General features: G+C 67.4%; 16 protein-coding genes. 9 read left to right on the top strand and 7 right to left on the bottom strand.

The genetic code is table 11. The annotated features are described in order from the left end of the window. The first annotated feature begins 118 nt into the window (after window positions 1–118). Together rpsO and pnp are read left to right on the top strand one after the other, a co-directional pair. A complete protein-coding gene (gene rpsO / locus PIJ50_RS02555; RefSeq protein WP_271972415.1) occupies window positions 119–388 on the top strand; it encodes a 30S ribosomal protein S15 in 270 nt (89 codons plus the stop codon). A gap of 149 nt (window positions 389–537) precedes the next feature. Continuing rightward, the gene (pnp, locus tag PIJ50_RS02550) at window positions 538–2679 is read left to right on the top strand and encodes a polyribonucleotide nucleotidyltransferase (protein WP_271972413.1); all 2142 of its coding nucleotides are present in this window, start codon (window positions 538–540) and stop codon (window positions 2677–2679) included. A gap of 53 nt (window positions 2680–2732) precedes the next feature. Here the strand turns inward: pnp and PIJ50_RS02545 are convergent, their stop codons facing one another. The 4 genes from PIJ50_RS02545 to PIJ50_RS02530 all read right to left on the bottom strand — a co-directional run bounded on the left by PIJ50_RS02545 (window position 2733) and on the right by PIJ50_RS02530 (window position 6826). Continuing rightward, the gene (locus PIJ50_RS02545) at window positions 2733–3176 is read right to left on the bottom strand and encodes a TspO/MBR family protein (RefSeq protein ID WP_271972412.1); all 444 of its coding nucleotides are present in this window, start codon (window positions 3174–3176) and stop codon (window positions 2733–2735) included. Between the two features lie 51 nt (window positions 3177–3227). Next, a complete protein-coding gene (locus tag PIJ50_RS02540; protein ID WP_271972411.1) occupies window positions 3228–3974 on the bottom strand; it encodes a metallophosphoesterase in 747 nt (248 codons plus the stop codon). Window positions 3975–4040: 66 nt separating this feature from the next. Beyond that, entirely contained in the window at window positions 4041–5636 is a 1596-nt protein-coding gene (gene serA / locus PIJ50_RS02535; RefSeq protein WP_271972409.1) for a phosphoglycerate dehydrogenase, read from the bottom strand. A 47-nt stretch (window positions 5637–5683) separates the two neighbouring features. Further along, window positions 5684–6826: a phosphoserine transaminase gene (locus tag PIJ50_RS02530; protein ID WP_271972407.1), complete on the bottom strand. Its 1143-nt coding sequence runs from the start codon at window positions 6824–6826 to the stop codon at window positions 5684–5686. A 279-nt stretch (window positions 6827–7105) separates the two neighbouring features. Between PIJ50_RS02530 and PIJ50_RS02525 the strand changes: the two genes are divergently transcribed. From PIJ50_RS02525 to PIJ50_RS02495, 7 genes are all read left to right on the top strand, one after another. Beyond that, entirely contained in the window at window positions 7106–7987 is an 882-nt protein-coding gene (locus tag PIJ50_RS02525) for a MurR/RpiR family transcriptional regulator (RefSeq protein WP_271972406.1), read from the top strand. Next, entirely contained in the window at window positions 7984–9858 is a 1875-nt protein-coding gene (locus PIJ50_RS02520; protein ID WP_271972405.1) for a dipeptide ABC transporter ATP-binding protein, read from the top strand. The genes PIJ50_RS02525 and PIJ50_RS02520 overlap by 4 nt, the downstream gene beginning before the upstream one ends. A 28-nt stretch (window positions 9859–9886) precedes the next feature. Beyond that, window positions 9887–11413 carry a glutathione ABC transporter substrate-binding protein gene (locus tag PIJ50_RS02515; RefSeq protein WP_271972404.1) on the top strand — a complete coding sequence of 509 codons (1527 nt, stop codon included), beginning with the start codon at window positions 9887–9889 and terminating at the stop codon, window positions 11411–11413. A 90-nt stretch (window positions 11414–11503) separates the two neighbouring features. Beyond that, the gene (gsiC, locus tag PIJ50_RS02510) at window positions 11504–12424 is read left to right on the top strand and encodes a glutathione ABC transporter permease GsiC (protein WP_271972403.1); all 921 of its coding nucleotides are present in this window, start codon (window positions 11504–11506) and stop codon (window positions 12422–12424) included. After that, window positions 12421–13305: an ABC transporter permease subunit gene (locus PIJ50_RS02505; RefSeq protein WP_271972401.1), complete on the top strand. Its 885-nt coding sequence runs from the start codon at window positions 12421–12423 to the stop codon at window positions 13303–13305. Before gsiC ends, PIJ50_RS02505 begins: the two co-directional genes overlap by 4 nt. After that, window positions 13305–14123 carry a M55 family metallopeptidase gene (locus PIJ50_RS02500; protein WP_271972400.1) on the top strand — a complete coding sequence of 273 codons (819 nt, stop codon included), beginning with the start codon at window positions 13305–13307 and terminating at the stop codon, window positions 14121–14123. The genes PIJ50_RS02505 and PIJ50_RS02500 overlap by 1 nt, the downstream gene beginning before the upstream one ends. A gap of 22 nt (window positions 14124–14145) precedes the next feature. Then, window positions 14146–15072 (top strand): isoaspartyl peptidase/L-asparaginase family protein, encoded by a 927-nt coding sequence (locus PIJ50_RS02495; RefSeq protein WP_271972398.1) that lies wholly within the window; start codon window positions 14146–14148, stop codon window positions 15070–15072. A gap of 17 nt (window positions 15073–15089) precedes the next feature. On the opposite strand, the gene PIJ50_RS02490 is transcribed toward PIJ50_RS02495, so the two are convergent. From PIJ50_RS02490 to PIJ50_RS02480, 3 genes are all read right to left on the bottom strand, one after another. Then, a complete protein-coding gene (locus PIJ50_RS02490) occupies window positions 15090–18329 on the bottom strand; it encodes an error-prone DNA polymerase (RefSeq protein ID WP_271972397.1) in 3240 nt (1079 codons plus the stop codon). A gap of 118 nt (window positions 18330–18447) precedes the next feature. Continuing rightward, window positions 18448–19953, bottom strand: coding sequence for a Y-family DNA polymerase (locus PIJ50_RS02485; RefSeq protein ID WP_271972395.1), 1506 nt, complete (start codon window positions 19951–19953; stop codon window positions 18448–18450). 230 nt (window positions 19954–20183) lie between these two features. Further along, complete coding sequence (locus tag PIJ50_RS02480; protein WP_271972393.1) at window positions 20184–20369, bottom strand: hypothetical protein; 186 nt, start codon at window positions 20367–20369, stop codon at window positions 20184–20186. Window positions 20370–20475: the final 106 nt, after the last annotated feature.

The raw sequence follows: 20475 nt of genomic DNA, 5'->3' as shown, positions 1-20475 counted from the left end.
TCACAGGAAGGGGGTTTTCCTGTATGTGCGCGTATCCCTCCGCGTTCGCGGCGGGTCCGGGCCCTGCTGGACGACATCCTGGCTTGCGCCGTCACACCGAACATCGAAGGAGACCCCGATGTCGATCACCGTTGAAGAAAAGAACCGCCTCATCAAGGAATACGCGACCAAGGAAGGCGACACCGGTTCGCCCGAAGTCCAGGTCGCCGTCCTGTCGTCGCGGATCGCCACGCTGACCGAGCACTTCAAGACCCACAAGAAGGACAACCACTCCCGTCGTGGCCTTCTGATGATGGTGGCCCAGCGCCGCAAGCTGCTCGACTATCTCAAGGGCAAGGACGAAGGCCGCTACACGACCCTGATCGGTCGCCTGGGCCTGCGCCGCTGACCTTTCCGACGCGCCCCCCTGCGGGGCGCGTCGCCGTTTTCGCATCGCGCGGGGCAGGTCCGTCCGCACGGCAGAACCCAAGGACCCCGGACGAACGCCGTCCGGACGCCAAGCCGGGGGAGGGTCCCCCGGCCAGAACAGGAAAACACATGTTCAACGTTACGAAAAAGTCGATCGAGTGGGGCGGCGAGACGCTGACCTTGGAGACCGGCAAAGTGGCCCGTCAGGCCGACGGCACCGTGATCGCCACGCTTGGCGAAACCTCGGTCATGGCCAACGTGACCTTTGCCAAGGCGCAGAAGCCCGGCCAGGACTTCTTCCCCCTGACCGTCCACTACCAGGAAAAATACTACGCGGCCGGCAAGATCCCCGGCGGCTTCTTCAAGCGGGAGGCCCGTCCGTCCGAGAAGGAGACGCTGACCTCGCGCCTGATTGACCGCCCCTGCCGTCCGCTGTTCGTGCCGGGCTTCAAGAACGAAGTCCTGCTGATGTGCACCGTGCTGTCGCACGATCTGGAAAACGAACCTGACATCGTTGCAATGATCGCTGCCTCGGCCGCGCTGACGCTGTCGGGCGTGCCCTTCATGGGCCCGATCGGCGCGGCCCGCGTGGGCTTCGTTGATGGCGAATACGTGCTGAACCCGTCGGTCGACGACATGCAGAACCTGCGTGGCAACCCCGACCAGCGTCTGGACCTCGTTGTCGCCGGCACCAAGAACGCCGTGATGATGGTCGAATCGGAAGCCTATGAGCTGTCCGAAGCCGAGATGCTGGGCGCGGTGAAGTTCGGTCACGACGCCATGCAGCCGGTGATCGACCTGATCATCGACTTGGCCGAGGACGCGGCGAAGGAGCCGTTCGACTTCGAGCCGGCCGACTACTCGGCGCTTTACGCCAAGGTGAAGAAGGCGGGCGAGGCGCAGATGCGCGCGGCCTTCGCCATCAAAGACAAGGGCGACCGCGTCGACGCGATCGACGCCGCCCGCACCGCCGTGAAGGCCGCGCTGTCCGAGGAAGACCTGGCGGATGCGAACCTCGGTTCCGCTTTCAAGAAGCTGGAATCGGCCATCCTGCGCGGTGACGTCGTGAAGAACGGCACCCGCATCGACGGGCGCGACACGACCACCGTGCGCCCGATCGTGTCGGAAACCGGCATCCTGCCGCGCACGCACGGGTCGTCGCTGTTCACCCGCGGCGAAACGCAGGCGCTGGTCGTGACCACGCTGGGCACGGGCGAGGATGAGCAGATCATCGACGCGTTGCACGGCAACTCGCGCTCCAACTTCCTGCTGCACTACAACTTCCCGCCCTATTCGGTCGGCGAAGTGGGCCGTGTCGGCTCGCCCGGCCGTCGCGAGATCGGCCATGGCAAACTGGCCTGGCGCGCGCTGCAGGCCGTCCTGCCGTCGCCGACCGACTTCCCCTACACGATCCGCGTCGTGTCGGAGATCACGGAATCGAACGGCTCCTCCTCGATGGCGTCCGTCTGCGGCGGCTCGCTGGCGATGATGGATGCGGGCGTTCCGCTGAAGGCGCCGGTCGCGGGTGTGGCCATGGGCCTGATCCTGGAAGATGACGGTTCCTACGCCGTGCTGACCGACATTCTGGGCGACGAGGATCACCTCGGCGACATGGACTTCAAGGTGGCCGGGACCGAGAACGGGATCACCTCTCTCCAGATGGACATCAAGATCGCCGGCATCACGCCCGAGATCATGGAGAAGGCGCTGGAGCAGGCCCGCGACGGCCGTCTGCACATCCTGGGCGAGATGTCGAAGGCCCTGACCTCGGCCAACGCGTTCTCTGCCTACGCCCCCAAGATCGAGACGCTGACCATTCCCACCGACAAGATCCGCGAAGTGATCGGTTCGGGCGGCAAGGTCATCCGCGAGATCGTGGAAACGTCGGGTGCCAAGGTCGACATCAACGACGACGGCATGATCAAGATCGCGTCGAACGACGCGGACGCGATCAAGCGCGCCTACGACATGATCTGGTCCATCGTGGCCGAGCCGGAAGAAGGCAAGGTCTACACCGGCAAGGTCGTGAAGCTGGTCGATTTCGGTGCCTTCGTGAACTTCTTCGGCAAGCGTGACGGTCTGGTTCACGTGTCGCAGATTGCCAACAAGCGTCTGCAGCACCCGAACGAGATCCTGAAGGAAGGCCAGGAAGTGAAAGTGAAGCTGCTGGGCTTCGACGATCGCGGCAAGGTGCGCCTTGGCATGAAGATGGTCGATCAGGAAACCGGCGAAGAAATCGCGCCCGAGGCCAAGGCCGAAGGCGACGGGTAAAAAGAAAGGCCCCGCCATTGTGCGGGGCCTTTTTCTTTCGGCGGGACAGAACGTCAGTTCAGCAAGATCAGCGCCCCGTTCAGCGCCAGCGCCACCGTGACCCAGGCCAGATAAGGCACGAACAGCAGGGCCGACAGCTTGTCCCCCGCCCACGCCCGCCCGATGAAGGCCACGATGGTCAGCCAGAGGGCTGCGATGATCGCCACCCCCGCCACCATGTTGTGCGCCCCGAAGAAGACGGGCGTCCAAGCGAAGTTCAGCACCAGTTGCAGCGCCCACAAGAGGCCCGGCCCGCCTTGCGTGAAGATGCGCGCGCCGACAAAGCCGATGATGACGTACAGCGCGGTCCAAACCACCGGGAACCAGGCGTTCGGCGGCGTGAAGAAGGGCTTCTGCAAACCGGCATACCACTCGCCCGGCTGCCAATGGGTGCCGATGAACATGCCGATCCCGACAACAACCACGACAAACAGGATATAGGTGATCAAGCTACGCATCTGAGGCCTCCGCACGTCCGGGGCGACCCTTGCGTTTCCCCGGCCCGAAGGTCAACCCGCGCGCGGCGTGTCGGCGGGAATCGGCTTGCGTCCGGCGGGGGTCAGCAGGAAGGCCTGCCGCCCTTCGAGGACCACGGCCGACAGGGGGCCGCCATAGGCCGCGCTGCTGTCGAGGTTGATGCGGTTGCCGTAATGCGTGGCGTGGTCGATGGCGGTGTGGCCGTGCACGATCAGCGCCTCGAACGGCTCCGTCACCTCCAGAAAGCCGCGGCGGATCCAGCACAGGTCCTGTTCGTTCTGCGCGGAAAGGGCGGCGGAGGGGCGGATCCCCGCATGGCAGAAGAAGCACTCCCCCCGCCGGAAGCTGACGGGGCGGGAGGCGAGGAAGTCGCGATGGGCCTGCGGAACGGCGGCCACCGCCTCGGCATGGACCTTGGCCACGGGGCGATCGGCCGCGTTGAGGACGCCATAGCTCGCCAGCGTGGTCGCGCCGCCGATTCTGGGATGCAGATAGCTGTGTTCCACCTTCAGACCCGGATCGCGCCAGGCGGGATCGTCCAGAAATCCGGAGAGCATCCGGTCATGGTTGCCCTTCAGCACGATCCAGTCCCGCCCGGCGGCGATGCCCGTGCGCAGCAGCTCGATCACCCCGGCCGAATCCGGCCCCCGGTCCACGAGGTCGCCCACATGCACCACGGGGGCGGCGCCATGTTCGGCCATGTCGCGGGCGATCAGGTCATGGGCGCCGCGCAGAAGGTCGATCTGGCCGTGGATGTCGCCGATGGCATAGGTGTGCATGGTGCCTCATGAAAAAAGCCGGGGGCGGAAGCCCCCGGCTTCATAGGAGTGCGGCTTGCGCGAAGGTCAAGCCACGTCGAAGGCCAGCGGGCGGACCTGCTGGAACTTGCCGGTGGCCTGCAACGCCTCGATCGCGGTGCTGTTCAGCGGTTCGTCCAGATAGATGATCGCGATGGCCTGACCGCCCGCATCGGCGCGGCCCAGCGTGAAGTTCGCGATGTTCGCCCCGTGCTGGCCCAGCGTCATGCCAAGGATGCCGACCACGCCCGGCACATCCTCGTTCGTGGTGTAGAGCATGTGGGGCCCGATCTCGGCGTCGACGTTGATGCCCTTGATCTGGATGAACCGCGGCTTCCCGTCCGAGAAGACGGTGCCGGCGATCGACCGTTCGCGATCCTCGGTCACCACGGTCACCTTGATGTAGCCATCGAAGACGCCCGACTTTTCCTGACGGGTGGTGGAGATCTGGATGCCACGTTCCTTGGCCACCACGGGGGCGGAGACCATGTTCGCGTCCGGGTTCGCGACCTTCATGATGCCCGCGATGGCGGCGGCGTTCAGCGCGGCCAGGTTCATCTCGGCCACCGTGCCGTCATAAAGCACGTTGATCGCGGTGATCGGCGTGTCCGTCATCTGGCCAATGAAGGTGCCGATGTGGCCGGCCAGCTTCACCCAAGGGCCCATGACGGCGGCTTCCTCGGCCGTAACGGAGGGCATGTTCAGCGCGTTCTGCACGGCGCCCGTCAGCAGGTAGTCCGACATCTGCTCGGCCACCTGCAGGGCCACGTTCTCCTGCGCCTCGGTCGTGGAGGCGCCGAGGTGCGGCGTTACCACCACGTTCGGCAGGTTGAAGAGGGGGGAGTCGGTGGCGGGCTCCGTCTCGAACACGTCGAAGGCGGCACCGGCGACATGGCCCGATTGCAGCGCCGCGGCCAGCGCCGCCTCATCCACCAGCCCGCCACGGGCGCAGTTGATGATGCGGACGCCGGGCTTGGCTTTCGCCAGCGACTCGGCGTTCAGGATGCCCTTGGTCTTGTCGGTCAGGGGCACGTGCAGGGTGATGAAGTCGGCGCGGGCCAGAAGCTCGTCCAGTTCGACCTTCTGCACGCCCATCTTGGCCGCGCGTTCGTCCGACAGGAAGGGATCGTAGGCCACGACCTTCATGTGCAGGCCCAGCGCGCGGTCGCAGACGATGCCGCCGATGTTGCCCGCACCGATCACGCCCAGCGTCTTGTTGAACAGCTCCACCCCCATGAAGCGGGTCTTCTCCCACTTGCCGGCATGGGTGGAGGCGGACGCCTCCGGCAGCTGCCGCGCCACGGCGAACATCATCGCGATGGCGTGTTCGGCGGTGGTGATGGAGTTGCCGAAGGGCGTGTTCATCACGATCACGCCTTTTTTCGACGCGGCGGGGATGTCCACGTTGTCGACGCCGATCCCTGCGCGGCCGATGACCTTCAGGTTCGTGGCTTCGGCCAGCAGCTTGTCGGTCACTTTGGTGGCGGACCGGATGGCAAGGCCGTCATACTGGCCGATGATGCGGGCCAGCTCTTCCTTGTCCTTGCCGAGCTTGGGCATGTAGTCGACCTCGATCCCGCGGTCGCGGAAGATCTGGACGGCGGTTTCCGATAGGGCATCGGACACGAGAACGCGGGGGGCCATGATGGGCTCCTTGTGCTTGAAAAGGAGGGGGGAGGGGAGAGAGGCGCTTACTGCGCCTCGATCTCCGTGTTGAAGGCGTATTCGATCCACGGCATCAGCGCCACCACGTCCGAGCTTTCAACCGTGGCACCGCACCAGATGCGCAGGCCGGCAGGCGCGTCGCGATAGGCCGCGACGTCCAGCGCCACGCCTTCCTTCTCCAGCCGCTTGGCCACGGCCTTGGCGAAGGCGGCATCGTCCTTGATCCGCGCATCCGTGAACTTCAGGCAGACCGAGGTGCAGGAGGCCGTTGCCGGATCCACGGCGAGGTTCGCGATCCACGGACGGGTGGCGGCGAAGTCGGCCACCGCCTTGGCGTTGGCTTCCGACCGCGCGATCAGCGCGGGCAGGCCGCCCAGGCCTTGGGCCCATTTCAGGGACATGAGGTAATCCTCGACGCACAGCATCGACGGCGTGTTGATCGTCTCGCCCTTGAAGATGCCTTCGATCAGCTTGCCGCCCTTGGTCATGCGGAAGATTTTCGGCAGGGGCCAGGCGGGGGTGTAATGCTCCAGCCGTTCGACCGCACGGGGGCTCAGGATCAGGACGCCGTGGCCGCCCTCACCGCCCAGCACCTTCTGCCAGGAGAAGGTGACGACGTCGAGCTTGTCCCACGGCAGGTCCATCGCAAAGGCGGCGGAGGTCGCGTCGCAGATCGTCAGGCCCTGACGGTTCGCGGGGATCGCGTCGCCGTTCGGCACCCGCACGCCCGAAGTGGTGCCGTTCCAGGTGAAGACCACGTCCTTGTCGAAATCGACCGTGTTCAGGTCCACGATCTCGCCGTAAGGGGCCTTCTTGACCTCGGCATGGATCTTCAGCTGCTTGACCACGTCGGTGACCCAGCCTTCGCCGAAGGATTCCCAGGCCAGCATCTCCACCGGGCGGGGACCCAGCAGCGACCACATGGCCATTTCCACGGCGCCGGTGTCGGAGGCGGGAACGATGCCGATGCGGTAGTCCGCCGGAACGTTCAGAACGGCGCGGGTAAGGTCAATCGCCTCGGCCAGCTTGGACTTGCCAACGGCGGCGCGGTGCGAACGGCCCAAGGGCGCGTCGGACAGCATGTCGAGGGTGAAACCGGGGATCTTGGCACAGGGGCCGGAAGAAAAGCGCGGGTTTGCCGGACGCGTGGCCGGAGCTTCGAGAGCCATTGCTGGTATCCTCACAGATATTCGCCCTTCGTTGGGGAAGGGTGTCCCGCCCCGATCGATACTTGGTCGAAACTTCCGAGGCAAGAGAAAAGCCATCGTGCCGGGCGACGCCGTGGGCCTGACCCAGTGGCATGCATCTTCTGCACAATTCATGATCAATAAGTGGCGTCAGTGATCAATGGATGAACAAAAACCTTCGGCACCTTGGGCGAGATGCAAATATATTTTCACAGATGAGGTTTCAGGGTTCTATGGTTTCACAAGGGGACCACTCGATACATGACCGACCTGAAGACATTCATCGAAGCCGGATGGGCCGATCTGTCGGCGACTCACAAGCGTGTGGGCGCTTATGTCCTGTCCAACCCCTTCCTTGTGGCCACCATGGGGATCGAGGATCTGGCGCAGGGGGCCGAAGTGTCGCCCGCAACCATCACCCGCTTTGTCCGGCATCTGGGCCTTCGGAACTATGCCGAGTTCCGGGCGATCGCGATCCGGCAATACCAGGACCTTCTTCAGCCGATTGAGAACATTGGCCGCGCCCAGCAGACCTCCACCGCCGAGATCGTGGAGCAGACCGTCCGGGCGTCGCTGGACAATGTGGAGGCGATGGCCCGCGGCCTGTCGCCGGAGCAGCTGGAACCACTGGTCGACCGCATGGTGGCGGCCGGGCAGGTCGGCATGCTGGGGTTCGGCAGCAGCGCGCGCTGCATGAACTACCTCTTCGGGCTGACCGAGCCGTTCCTGCGCAACCAGATCCTGCTGGACGGGACGGGCGGGCATGAACGGATGGCGCGGCTGATCGGCCGGATGGGCCCGCGCGACCTGATCCTCGCGATGAGCCTGCCACGCTATTCCGTGGCCACGATGGAGTTCGTGCGGCTGGCACGGGCGTCCGGCGTGCCCTGTGTGGCGCTGACCGACGGCCTGCATTCGCCCCTGCACGACCTGTGTGACCAGACCTTCGTCCTTCCGGCCGCGCATCCGGTGCTGAACAGTTCCGCCATGGCCGGCTTCGCCTTCATGGAGGCCGTCGCCTCCGTGCTGAATGCCCGCTACCAGAGCACGTCGGAAGCGACGGCCGTCACCCGACTGATCTTTCCCTACCTCTACACGGACGACATCGCCTCGTCTTCAACTCCCGCCAAGGATTCGCAATGACGACCACGATGCAGACGCGCCCGGACCCCACGATCCTTGTCGAGGGGCTTGATGTCGAGTTCCGGGGCGAGAACGGCGTCTTCCGCGCGGTCAAGGACCTGTCGTTCGAGATCCGGGCCGGGGAAACGCTGGCCGTGGTGGGGGAATCGGGGTCGGGCAAGTCCGTCAGCTCCTTGTCGGTCATGCGGCTGGTGGAATTCGGTGGCGGCCGGATCGTGGGCGGGCGCGTGCGCCTGACGGGCCGCGACGGCACCACCCGCGATCTGGCGCAGACCCCGCTGCACGAGATGGAGCGCATCCGCGGCAACGACGTCGCGATGATCTTCCAGGAGCCGATGACCTCGCTGAACCCGGTCTTCACGGTGGGCGAGCAGATCGCCGAGGCCGTGCGCCTGCATCAGGACTGCACGGCGGCCGAAGCGCGGGCCGAAGCGCTGCGCATGCTGGAAAAGGTGCGGATCCCGGACGCGAAACGGATCCTGGACCGGCACCCGCACCAGCTGTCGGGCGGGATGCGCCAGCGCGTGATGATCGCCATGGCGCTCAGCTGCAAGCCGCGCCTGTTGATCGCGGACGAACCGACAACGGCGCTGGACGTGACGATCCAGGCCCAGATCCTGCGCCTGATCCGCCTGCTGCAAGAGGAGATGGGCATGGCCGTCCTGTTCATCACCCATGACATGGGCGTGGTGGCCGAGGTGGCGGACCGGGTTCTGGTGATGCGCCACGGCCAGAAGGTGGAGGAAGGCACGGTCGAGCAGATCTTCGACGCGCCGCAGCACCCCTACACCCGCGCCTTGCTGGCCGCGGTGCCGCGCCTGGGCGCGTTGAACGGTCAGGACCTGCCGCGCCGCTTCCCCCTCTTGAAGGCCGAGGGGGACCATCGCGACGCGACAAGCTTCGAGGAATACGCCCCGCAGAACACCGTGACGGCGGAGGCGCCGGTGCTTCAGGTGCGCGACCTCGTCACCCGGTTCGACATCCGCAAGGGGCTGCTGTCGCGCGTGTCGGGGCGCGTCCACGCGGTGGAAAAGGTGAACTTCGACCTGCGTCAGGGCGAGACGCTGGCCCTTGTGGGGGAATCGGGCTGCGGGAAATCGACCACGGGCCGCACCCTCATGATGCTGCAGGAGGCGACCTCGGGTTCGGTCCTGTATCACGGCAAGGACATCTTCACGCTGCCCGCGCGCGACCGCAAGGCCGTGCGGCGCAAGATCCAGTACGTGTTCCAGGACCCCTTCGCGTCGCTGGATCCGCGGCTGACCGTGGGCTTTTCCATCGCGGAACCGCTGATCACCCACGGTCTGGCCAAGGGGCGCGAGGTGGACGAACGGGTGGCCGAACTGCTGCGCGACGTGGGCCTGCAGCCCGAACACGCGCAGCGCTATCCTTACGAATTTTCAGGCGGGCAGCGGCAGCGCATCTGCATCGCCCGCGCCTTGGCGGGGGAACCGGACGTCCTGATCACGGATGAGGCGGTGGCCGCGCTGGACGTGTCGATCCAGGCGCAGGTCATCAACCTGCTGATGGAGCTGCAGGAAAAGCGCGGCCTGTCCTACATCTTCATCAGCCATGACATGGCGGTGGTCGAACGCGTCAGCCATCGGGTCGCCGTGATGTATCTGGGCCAGATCGTGGAGATCGGACCCCGCCGGCAGGTGTTCGAAAATCCGCAGCACCCCTACACGCGCCGCCTTCTTTCGGCGGTGCCCATCGCGTCACCCCAGGCGCGCAACCGCGACCGCCCGCTGATCGAGGGGGAGATCCCCAGCGCCATGCGCCGCGTGGACGATCCCCCGCAGGTGGAACCGCTGGTGGAGGTGGCGCCGCAGCATTTCGTCGCCCGCCACACCGTCGGCACCTTCGGCTGACATTCCCATAAAAACAGGAGAGGCACACATGAACATGAAATCCCTGCTCGTCTCGACCGCCCTCGGGCTGGCCATGCTGGTCCCGGGAACGGTCCTGGCCAAGGACCTGACCGTCGCGATCCAGAACAACCTGACGGGGCTGGACCCGACCAACGTCAACGACACGCTGTCGCAGACCTCGCTCCGCCTGATCTACCAAGGGCTGTTCGGCTTCGACAAGGACATGAAGCTGGTCCCGCTGCTGGCCGAGGATTACGACAGCAACGCCGACGCGACCGAGTTCACCATCCGCCTGCGCCATAACGTGACGTTCCACGACGGCACCGCCTTCGACGCCGAAGCGGTGAAGGTCAACCTCGACCGGCTGCGCGACCCGGCCAACAACCTGTCGCGCCGCAGCCTCGTGTCGATGATCTCGGACGTGCAGGTGGTGGACGACCATACGGTGAAGCTGATCCTGTCGCAGCCCTTCGGCGCGATGATCGCCTCGCTGGCGCATCCGGGCGCGATGATGATCTCGCCCGCCGCGCTGAAGGAATACGGGTCCGAGATCGGCCGCCACCCGGTCGGCACCGGCCCCTTCGTCTTCGACCGCTGGTCGGCCGACACGCTGGAGGTCAAGCGCAACGACGCCTACTGGAAGGAACCGGCCAAGGTGGACGGCGTCATCATCCGTTCGGTCCCCGAATCCGGCGCGCGGATGGCGATGCTGCAGACGGGCGAGGCGCAGTTCGTGCCGAACTTCCCGCCCGAACTGATGAAGGTGGTGGAGAACAACCCGAAGCTGGAGGTCACCACCTCGCCCTCGATCGTCGAGTATTACGTCTCGCTGAACAACAACAAGGCGCCGTTCGACAACAAGCTGGTGCGTCAGGCGCTGAACCATGCCGTGGACAAGGACGCGTTCTGCAAGATCGTGTTCAGCGGCCTGTGCACGCCCGCGGATTCGATCATCCCCTCGGGGCTCGCCTTCCACGTGACGGCCGGCGAATACGCCTATGACGTGGAAAAGGCCAAGGCCCTGCTGGCCGAGGCGGGCTATGCCGACGGGTTCACCGCCGACATCTGGGCGAACTCCAACACCGAATCCCTGCGCGCGATGCAGTTCATCCAGCAACAGCTGGCGCAGGTGAACGTGACGCTGAACGTTGTTCCGCTGGAAGCGGGCGTGGCCGCCCAGCGCATCTGGTCCATCGAATCCGCCGACAAGGCCGAGGTGCAGATGTATTACGGCGGCTGGTCCTCCTCCACCGGCGACGCCGACTGGGGCATCCGCCCGCTGCTGCTGAGCGAGAGCGCCCCGCCGGCGATGTTCAACGTGGCCTACTTCAAGGACGCGGACGTGGATGCGGCGATCAACGGCGCCATCGGCACGGCCAACCCCGAGGAGCGGGCCGGCTTCTACGCCACGGCGCAGGAACTGGCCTGGGAAGGCGCGCCGTGGATCTTCCTTGGTGTGGCCGACCTCATCTCGGCCCAGACCAGCGACCTTTCGGGCGTGCACATGCTGCCCGACCGCGGGTTCCTGCTGGAAGACGCCGCCTTCGCCGAGTGAGTCCCGCCGGGGCGGCCCCGCCGCCCCGGACCGCCCAAGCCCCGCCCCTGCGTCCCGCGCCCGGGGCTCGACCGACTGGTATGAGAACCAATGCTTTCCTATCTGATCAAACGACTGCTCGGGGCGATCCCGGTGGTCCTGATGGTGACGCTGGCCGTCTTCGCGTTCGTGCACCTTCTGCCGGGGGATCCCGCGCGGCTGGTCGCGGGCCCCGAGGCGACGGCGCAGGACGTGGAGGCGGTTCGCACGGCGCTGGGCCTCGACAAGCCGCTGCCGCAGCAGTTCGCGACCTATCTGTCGAACACCGTGCAGGGGGATTTCGGCACCTCGCTGAAGACCCGCCGCCCGGTGGCCGAGGAGATCGGGATGCGCCTGATGCCCACGATCTGGCTGACGGTGTTCGCCATGGTCTGGGCGGTGGCGGTCGGGCTGCTGATCGGCGTGATCTCGGCCGTGCGGCGCGGGCGCTGGCCCGACTACACTGGCATGATCGTCGCGGTGTCGGGCATCTCGTTCCCGCCGTTCTGGCTGGGGCTCCTGCTCATCAACCTCTTTTCCGTCCGGCTGGGCTGGCTGCCCACGGGCGGCTACGGCACGTGGCAGCATTTCATCATGCCGTCCTTCACGCTGGGCCTGGGCGTCGCGGCCGTCATGGCCCGCTTCACCCGGTCCGCCTTCATCGAGATCGCGCGCGAGGATTACGTCCGCACCGCCCGCGCCAAGGGCGTGCCGGAACGCCGGGTGATCTGGCGCCATTCGCTGCGCAACGCGCTGATCCCGATCATCACCATGGTGGGCCTGCAGTTCGGCTTCCTTCTGGGCGGGTCGATCGTGGTGGAAAGCGTGTTCTCCTGGCCCGGCGTCGGCCGGCTGCTGGTCGACAGCGTCAGCTACCGCGATTACCCCGTGATCCAGGCGCTGGTGCTCATGTTCTCGCTCCAGTTCATCCTCATCAACCTGCTGGTCGATGTGCTCTACGTCTTTGCCAACCCGGAGATCCGTTACAAATGACCGCCCTCAGCCCCACAACGGACACCGTCGGCAAGACCCGCAAACCCTTTGCCGAGTTCTGCCGCCGCTTCCTGCGGCAGAAGGTGGCCCTGCTGGCGCTGGCCTTTCTGGTCGCGCTGGTGTTCACCGCGGTCTTCGCGCCCTGGGTGGCGCCCTACGACCCGTCGGCCCCCGATTACATGAACGTCCTGCAAGGGCCCAGCGCCGCCCACTGGGCCGGGACCGACACCTATGGCCGCGACATCTTCAGCCGCATCCTGTGGGGGGCGCGCATCTCGCTGGCGGTCGGGTTCCTGTCGGTCACGCTGGGCGCGATCGGCGGGGTGGGAATGGGCATCGTCGCCGGATACTACGGCGGCTGGACGGACAGCCTCGTGATGCGGCTGTGCGACCTGTTGCTGGCTTTTCCGGGGATCCTGCTGGCCATCGCCGTTATCGCCATCCTAGGGCCGGGCATCACCAACGTGATCTATGCCGTGGCCATCTTCTCCATCCCCGTCTTCGCCCGTCTGGCGCGGGGCACCACTCTGCAACTGAAGCAGGCGGTCTATGTGGACGCCGCCCGCGCGGTCGGGGTGGCCGATCCCGTGATCATGCTGCGCCACATCCTGCCCGGCACCCTGCCCAACGTGATCGTCTACTTCTCCATGCGGATCGGGACGTCGATCCTGACGGCGGCGGCCCTGTCCTTCATCGGGCTGGGCGCGCAGCCGCCGTCGCCGGAATGGGGGGCGATGCTGGCGGACGGGCGGACCTATATGGGCGTGGCCGACCACCTGACGCTGTTCCCGGGGCTGGCGATCTTCCTGACCGTGCTGGGCTTCAACCTGCTGGGCGACGGGCTGCGCGACGCGCTGGACCCCAAGCTGCGGTCGCACTGATGCGCGCCTACATCTCGGCCGACATTGAGGGGGTGGCGGGCGTCGTCGCCCCCACCCAGTGCCAGGCGGGCCATGCCGATCACGAAAAGGCCCGCATCCTGATGACGCGCGAGGTTAACGCCGTGATTGAGGGGCTGCTGGAAGGCGGTGCCACCGACATCGTGGTGAACGACAGCCACGGCCCCATGATCAACCTGCTGCCGGACCTGCTGCATCCGGCGGCGGACCTGATCCTTGGCAAGCCGAAGCCCATGAACATGGCGGCGGGGCTGACGGCGGACCACGACCTGTTCTGCATGATCGGGCATCATTCGCGCGCGCGGGGCGGCGGCGTGCTGTCCCACACCACCAACGGCTTTGCCTTCCACGAGGTGCGGATCAACGGCCTCGCCTGCGGAGAGCCCGCGATCTACGGCGCCTATGCGGCGGAACTGGGCGTGCCCGTGGGCCTGATCTCGGGCGACGACCGGACCGAGGCGGAGAACGCCCCCCTCTTTCCCGGCGCCCGCTTTGCCGTCGTGAAGCACGCGCTGGGCGAACGGGCGGCGCGGCAGCTGTCGGTGGCCCGGGCCCACGATCTTCTGCGGCGACAGGCGGCCGAGGCCGCGCGCGGGGCAGGGCACCTGACGGTGCGCAGGCCCGAAGGTCCGTTCCGTGCAGAGTTCGTGGCCGTCCGCGCCGCGCTGGCCGACCAGTTCGCCGTGCTGCCACCGGCCGTGCGCGTGGACCCCGTCACCGTGGCCTTCGACTGCGCCACGATGGCCGAGGTCGTCGGCTGGATGACCGCCCTTTCGGCGATGAGCTTCGCCGTTCGTTGACCCCTTTTTCCGGAGACTGGCCATGACCCCCGTGATCGCGCTGCATGGCGGCGCCGGCACCATCCTGCCCGAACGGATGACGCCCGAACAGGAAGCCGCCTATCACGCGGCCCTGCGCGCCTGCCTGAAGGCCGGCCTCGATGTGCTGCAGCAGGGCGGGGCGGCGGTGGACGCCGTCACCGCCGCCGTCATGGCGCTGGAGGACGAGCCCCTGTTCAACGCCGGGCGCGGGGCGGTCTTCACCTCGGACGCCACGCACGAGATGGACGCCGCGGTCATGCTGGGCGACACGCGGGCCTGCGGGGCGGTGGCGGGCATCTGCGGCCCGCGCCACCCGATCCTTGCCGCCCGCGCGGTGATGGAGCGGACGGAGCATGTCCTGCTGACCGGGGCCGGCGCGGCCACCTTCCTGGCCGGAGCGGATCTGGAGATGATGCCCCCCGACTGGTTCGGCACCCCCGCCCGCCGCGCCGCGCTGGAGGCGGAGCTGGAGCGGCGCCGCCTGAACCTGCCCGATGACGGGGATCCCGCGCGCAAGCACGGCACAGTGGGCGCCGTTGCCTGCGACGGGGAGGGGCATCTGGCCGCCGCGACCTCCACCGGCGGAATGACGGCGAAGCTGCCGGGCCGGGTGGGCGACAGCCCCGTCATCGGCGCGGGCACTTGGGCCGACGACGAAACGGCGGCCATCTCGGCCACGGGGCATGGCGAATACTTCATCCGCTGGGCAGCGGGGCACGAGATCGACGCCCGGATGCGCTGGGCGGGGCAGGATCTGGTGCGCGCCGCGGGCGACGTGGTGTCCGAACTGGGCGCGCGCGGCGGGTCGGGCGGGCTGATCGCAGTGGACCGTCAGGGCAACGTGACGCTGCCCTTCAACAGTCCCGGAATGTACCGGGCGTGGTCCGACGGCGAAGGGCGCATCCACACCCGCATCTTCCGCGACTGATTCCGGGGCGGAGCGGTCTACCGGAAGTCCCGCGTCTTCATCCGGATCGTGTCCAGATGCAGGTCGGGGATGTAGATATCGCGGACTCTCGGCCCTTCGGGCGGGGTCCCTGCGCGAGGATGCGCGTCCGCGGCGCGGCGATCGCCTTCCGGCCCGGCGTCGCCCCTTGCGCCGACGCTGGCGAGTTCGGCCGACAGGTCCGTGATCCGCCGCGCAACCAGATGCACGACCTCGCCTTCGCGCTGCACGTGGCCCTGCACCCCGATCAGGCGCGCGCCCAGGATGATGCGGCGGTGCGCCTCGAAGATCTTGGGCCAGACCACGATGTTGGCGATGCCGCTTTCATCCTCCAGCGTCAGGAACATGACGCCCTTGGCCGATCCCGGACGCTGGCGGACAAGAACAAGGCCCGCCACCTCGCACCAGCGGCGGCGGCTTCGCGTGGCCATGGCTTCGGCGCAGGGCAGCAGGCCCCGCCGGGCCAGGTCCTCGCGCAGGAAGGCCACGGGATGGCGGCGCAGGGACAGGCCGGTATGGCTGTAATCCTCTACCACCTCGCGCCCGTCGGGCATGGGGCGCAAGGCGATGGCCGGTTCGGCGATGTCGGGCCGGCTGTCCCGCCGGGCCGCGGCGAACAGCGGCAGGTCCGTGTCCGGCAGACCCTTGAGCGTCCAGAGCGCCTCGCGCCGCGCAAGGCCAAGGGCGGGGCGGAAGGCGTCGGCCTCGGCGATGCGATGAAGGGCGGCCATGGGCACGCCCTCCACCCGCTGCCACAGATCCTCGAGCGAGGCGAACGGCGCGTCCCCCCGCGTCAGGACGATGGCCGCGGCATGAAGGTTGGCCAGGCCCTTGACCATGCGCAGCCCCAGCCGCACGGCGAACCCCTCGCCCGCAGGCTCCAGCGTGCAATCCCAGCGGGAGGCGTTGACGCAGACGGGCCGGATCTCCACCCCATGCTCCTGCGCGTCGCGCACGATCTGGGCGGGGGCGTAGAACCCCATGGGCTGGCTATTCAAAAGGGCCGCGCAGAAGGCGTCGGGATGGTGGCATTTCAGCCAGCTTGAAGCATAGGCGATCAGCGCGAAGCTGGCCGCATGGCTTTCGGGAAAACCGTAGGAGCCGAAGCCTTCCAGCTGCCGGAAGGTGCGTTCGGCGAACTCGCGGTCATAGTTCCGCTTCACCATCCCCTCGATCAGCTTGTCCTTGAAGGCGCTGACCCCGCCGGTGAACTTGAAGGTGGCCATGGACTTGCGCAGCATGTCCGCCTCACCGGGCGTGAAGCCCGCGCAGTCGATGGCGACGCGCATGGCCTGTTCCTGGAACAACGGTACGCCGAGGGTCTTGCCCAGCACCTTCTTCAACGCGTCTGTGGGATAGTCCACCGCCTCCTTTTTCTCGCGCCTCCGCAGGTAAGGGTGCACCATGTCGCCCTGGATCGGGCCAGGGCGGACGATGGCGACCTGCACGACAAGGTCGTAGAATTCCGTCGGCTTCAGGCGGGGCAGCATCGCCATCTGGGCGCGGCTTTCGATCTGGAAGGTGCCCAGCGTGTCGGCCTTCTGGATCATCGCATAAGTGGCCTTGTCCTCCTGCGGGATGGAGGCGAGGTCGTGATGGACGCCCTTGTGGTCCGCGATCAGCTCCAGCCCCTTGGCCATGCAGGTCAGCATCCCCAGTGCCAGCACGTCCACCTTCATGAACTTCAGCGCGTCGATGTCGTCCTTGTCCCATTCGATGATCTGCCGGTCGGCCATGGCGGCGGGCTCGATCGGGACCAGATCGTCCAGCCGGTCCTGCGTCAGGACGAACCCGCCGGGATGCTGGCTCAGGTGCCGGGGCACTCCCTGCAACTGGGCGGCCAGCGACAGGGTCAGGCGCAGGCGGCGGTCGTCGGGATTCAGGTTCAGCTCCCGGATCTGGGCGTCGCTGACGCCCGTTTCGGACCAGGCCCAGATCAGGCCGGACAGGGCGGCGATCAGATCCTCGGGCAGGCCCATCGCCTTGCCCACGTCCCGCAGCGCCCCCTTGGCGCGGTATCGGATCACGGTGGCGCAAAGGGCGGCACGTTCCCGCCCGTAATGGCGGTAGATCCACTGGATCACCTCCTCGCGCCGTTCATGCTCGAAATCCACGTCGATGTCGGGCGGTTCGTGGCGCTCTTCCGAGATGAAACGCTCGAACAGGAGGTCGTTGAAGGACGGGTCGATGGAGGTGATGCCAAGGACATAGCACACGGCGGAGTTCGCGGCCGAGCCGCGGCCCTGACACAGGATGCCCTGCGAACGGGCGTGGCGCACGATGCTGTGGACCGTCAGGAAATAGGGCGCGTATTCAAGGGTGCCAATGAGCGTCAGTTCGTGGTTCAGGGACGCCGCGACCTTCTCGGGAACACCCTCGGGGTAACGGGTGGCGGCGCCTTCCCATGTCAGGCGGGCCAGCGTGTCCTGCGCGGTCAGGGCGGGGTCCTCCCGCTCCTCGGGGTATTGGTATTTCAACTCGTCCAGCGAAAAGCGGCAGCGGTCCATGATCTCGCCCGTGCGGGCCAGCGCCTGCGGATAGCGGGCGAACAGGCGGTGCATCTCCTCCGGCGGTTTCAGGTATCGGTCGGCGTGGCGTTCGCGGCGAAAGCCCAGCGCCTCCACCGTGGTGGTGTGGCGGATTGCGGTGACCACGTCCTGCAGGATGCGGCGCGAGGGGTCGTGGTAGAGGACGTCGTTCGTCACCACCGTCGGCACCCGCATCCGCGCGGCCAGCGTGGAAAGTTCGTGCAGCCGCAGCTGGTCGTTCGGGCGGCGGCGCAGCGTCAGCGCCAGATAGGCGCGGTCGCCGAACAGGTTGCGCAACCGGCGCAGGCGCAGGGCGCAGGTGTCGTCGGCGGTGTCCGGCACCAGCACCACGATCAGCCCTTCGGCGTAAGGCGCAAGGTCGGCCCAGTCCAGATGGCAGCCGCCCTTGCCGGCGCGGGCCTTTCCAAGGCTGAGAAGGCGGCACAGCCGCGACCATGCGGCGCGATCGGTGGGATAGACCAGCAGCGACATTCCGCAGGCCAGATCCAGCCGACAGCCGACCACCAGCCGGACGCCGGTGGTCTTGGCCGCTTCCCACGCCCGCACCACGCCCGCGACCGAATTGCGGTCCGTCACCGCCAGCGCCTTGATGCCCATCACGGCGGCGGTGGCGAACAGCTCCTCGGCCGAGGAGGCGCCGCGCAGGAACGAGAAGTGCGACGTCACCTGAAGTTCGGCATAGCGGGTCATGGGCGTGGCTGCGCGGGGTGGCGGCCGTGCGGGACGCGGACCCTTCCGCCCTGACCCGGCGAAGGGCGCGCAGGTTCGGGAAAGACATCGTCCCGATCCGGGAAGGTGTGGACGCGCGTCATCCGAACACCCCGTGCAGGAACCAGCGGTGCGATCCGGTGGCCCGGCTTTCCCCGTCGCCCGCGCGGAAGATCCAGAAGCGTTCGCCCGCCTCGTCCTCGATCCGGAAATAGTCTCGCACCGCCATCCGTTCGGCGTCGCGCGTCCACCATTCGCCGAAGATCCGTTCGGGCCCATCGGCGCGGCGTATCCGGCGGCGGATGCCGCGCCAGCCGATCCAGTTCGGGGGGTGGTCGGGCAGCAGGGCCATCGTCTCGATCGGTTCGGGTCTGCGCAGCAGGCGGGAAGGGCGCGGCCAATGGTCGGGCCAGCCCGGATCCGCATCCGTCGCCAGCGCCGGGATGCGCCGGACCGACCGTTCCGGCACGTCACTGGCCACGGGGGCCACGCGGTAGATGGCCCGCGCGCCCAGGCTGTTGGACAGGGTGTCGATCAGGCCCGACAGGTCGGCGGCGGGGGTGTCCAGCGTGCTGGCCTGCCGGGCGTCCAAGGGTTCGGTCAGGGTGGCCGCCAGCGTCATGACCTCGATCCCGAAGCCGGGGGCGATGGTTTCGATTTTGTCGCACAGCAGGTGGGTCAGGCGCTGCGGGTCGCGCTGCGGCACGGCCAGGCCGATCCGCACCGTTTCCACCCGGTTGTCGACGCGGGTGCACAGAAGGTCCATCCGGCGGACGCCGAGGCCCCGTTCCTCCAGCGACGCGCACAGCTGCACCACCAGCTTTCCGACATAGCGGGCGATGGTTTCCGCCGCGCCGATGGGTTCGGCAAAGGCGCGGCGCACCTGGATCAGGCCGGGGGGGCGCAGGGGGTCGATAGGCTCCGCCGCCTCGCCCAGCGCCTGATCCAGACGGCGGCACAGCTCCGGCCCGAAGCGACGGGTCAGCGGCCCGCGCGGCTGGCCCACCAGGTCGCTGATGCGGGCAAAGCCCAGATCGCGCAGCCCGGCGGCGGTGGCGGGGGGCAGGCGCAGCGCCTCCAGCGGCAGGGGGGCCAGCGGGTCGGGGCCGTGGGCGATCAGCGTCGGATCGGCCGCATGCCGCGCCAAGGCGTGCGCCGCGCCCCAAGTGTCGGCCAAGGCCAGCCGGGCGGTCACCCCCGACAGGGCGAGCCGGCCCATCAGCGCCTCCAGCATCGCCTCCTCGCCCCTGTGCAGGTGATCGGTGCCGGTGGAGTCGATGACGATCCCGTCCGGCGGATCCACGGCCACCACGGGCGCCAGCCGTTGCAGCACCCAAAGGGCGAGGCGTTCCAGGCTGGCCAGATCCGCCGCCGGATCCGCCTTTTCCACCAGAAGGCCGGGCACCAGCGCCTGCGCCTTGCTGACCGCCATGCCGACGCGGAGGCCAAGCGCGGCGGCCGCCGCATCCACACCGGTGACCAGACGGCGGTTGCCGACGCGCCCCGCCACGATCAGCGGGGCGTCCTCGGGCGGGGCATGGTCCGCCTGCCGCCGTAGCCGATCGGTCGGCCAGGCGGGAAGGAAGACGGACAGGATCCGGGCCATCGTCAGGCCCCCGTCCGGTGTTCGGGGGACCACCGGCGCAGGTCCGGGTCGAAGGATGGCAAACGGCACCCGCGGCGCAAGGCGACGCGGGCGAAAGGCAAGGGGGGCACGGACATGGCAGTGTCAGGCTCCGGTGGAAGAAGACGGCAGTTATTCGTTCACTATTTGTTCCATATTGACCAAATGTCAATCCGGGATCTGCCGGCCTGTCCAGCCGGCAGAAGGGGCCTTCACCCGACCCGCACCAGCGTCTTCATCGCGTGCCCGTCGCTGTCCTTGCGGCGAAAGGCGACGATGTCGTTGTGAAGCTCCCGATGGATCAGGCTGGCGATGCGCGGCTGTTCGGCCCGCGACCGCGCGGCGGCCGTCAGGGGGTCGATGCGCCTTGGCCGACGCTGACGCGTTTCGTGTTCCATGTCGCCCACCTGATTCTTCGACAATACTAGTATGTTTGTAAGAAGCGAGGGAAGCGTTTCTTTCTGCCATGCCACCTGCCGTGGCCTTTCGAATCCCGATCAGCCG

Origin of the sequence: Falsirhodobacter sp. 20TX0035 (assembly GCF_028307215.1) — a bacterium.
In the GTDB taxonomy this organism is placed as follows: domain Bacteria; phylum Pseudomonadota; class Alphaproteobacteria; order Rhodobacterales; family Rhodobacteraceae; genus Falsirhodobacter.
The sequence above is the reverse complement of the archived record's forward strand: the minus strand, read 5'-3'. Positions and strand labels throughout refer to the sequence as shown.

Bases quoted from the DNA above. Each gene is read 5' to 3' on its own strand.
- rpsO (WP_271972415.1), top strand. From the start codon at position 119: ATGTCGATCACCGTTGAAGAAAAGAACCGCCTCATCAAGGAATACGCG.
- pnp (WP_271972413.1), top strand. From the start codon at position 538: ATGTTCAACGTTACGAAAAAGTCGATCGAGTGGGGCGGCGAGACGCTG.
- PIJ50_RS02545 (WP_271972412.1), bottom strand. From the start codon at position 3,176: ATGCGTAGCTTGATCACCTATATCCTGTTTGTCGTGGTTGTTGTCGGG.
- PIJ50_RS02540 (WP_271972411.1), bottom strand. From the start codon at position 3,974: ATGCACACCTATGCCATCGGCGACATCCACGGCCAGATCGACCTTCTG.
- serA (WP_271972409.1), bottom strand. From the start codon at position 5,636: ATGGCCCCCCGCGTTCTCGTGTCCGATGCCCTATCGGAAACCGCCGTC.
- PIJ50_RS02530 (WP_271972407.1), bottom strand. From the start codon at position 6,826: ATGGCTCTCGAAGCTCCGGCCACGCGTCCGGCAAACCCGCGCTTTTCT.
- PIJ50_RS02525 (WP_271972406.1), top strand. From the start codon at position 7,106: ATGACCGACCTGAAGACATTCATCGAAGCCGGATGGGCCGATCTGTCG.
- PIJ50_RS02520 (WP_271972405.1), top strand. From the start codon at position 7,984: ATGACGACCACGATGCAGACGCGCCCGGACCCCACGATCCTTGTCGAG.
- PIJ50_RS02515 (WP_271972404.1), top strand. From the start codon at position 9,887: ATGAACATGAAATCCCTGCTCGTCTCGACCGCCCTCGGGCTGGCCATG.
- gsiC (WP_271972403.1), top strand. From the start codon at position 11,504: ATGCTTTCCTATCTGATCAAACGACTGCTCGGGGCGATCCCGGTGGTC.
- PIJ50_RS02505 (WP_271972401.1), top strand. From the start codon at position 12,421: ATGACCGCCCTCAGCCCCACAACGGACACCGTCGGCAAGACCCGCAAA.
- PIJ50_RS02500 (WP_271972400.1), top strand. From the start codon at position 13,305: ATGCGCGCCTACATCTCGGCCGACATTGAGGGGGTGGCGGGCGTCGTC.
- PIJ50_RS02495 (WP_271972398.1), top strand. From the start codon at position 14,146: ATGACCCCCGTGATCGCGCTGCATGGCGGCGCCGGCACCATCCTGCCC.
- PIJ50_RS02490 (WP_271972397.1), bottom strand. From the start codon at position 18,329: ATGACCCGCTATGCCGAACTTCAGGTGACGTCGCACTTCTCGTTCCTG.
- PIJ50_RS02485 (WP_271972395.1), bottom strand. From the start codon at position 19,953: ATGGCCCGGATCCTGTCCGTCTTCCTTCCCGCCTGGCCGACCGATCGG.
- PIJ50_RS02480 (WP_271972393.1), bottom strand. From the start codon at position 20,369: ATGGAACACGAAACGCGTCAGCGTCGGCCAAGGCGCATCGACCCCCTG.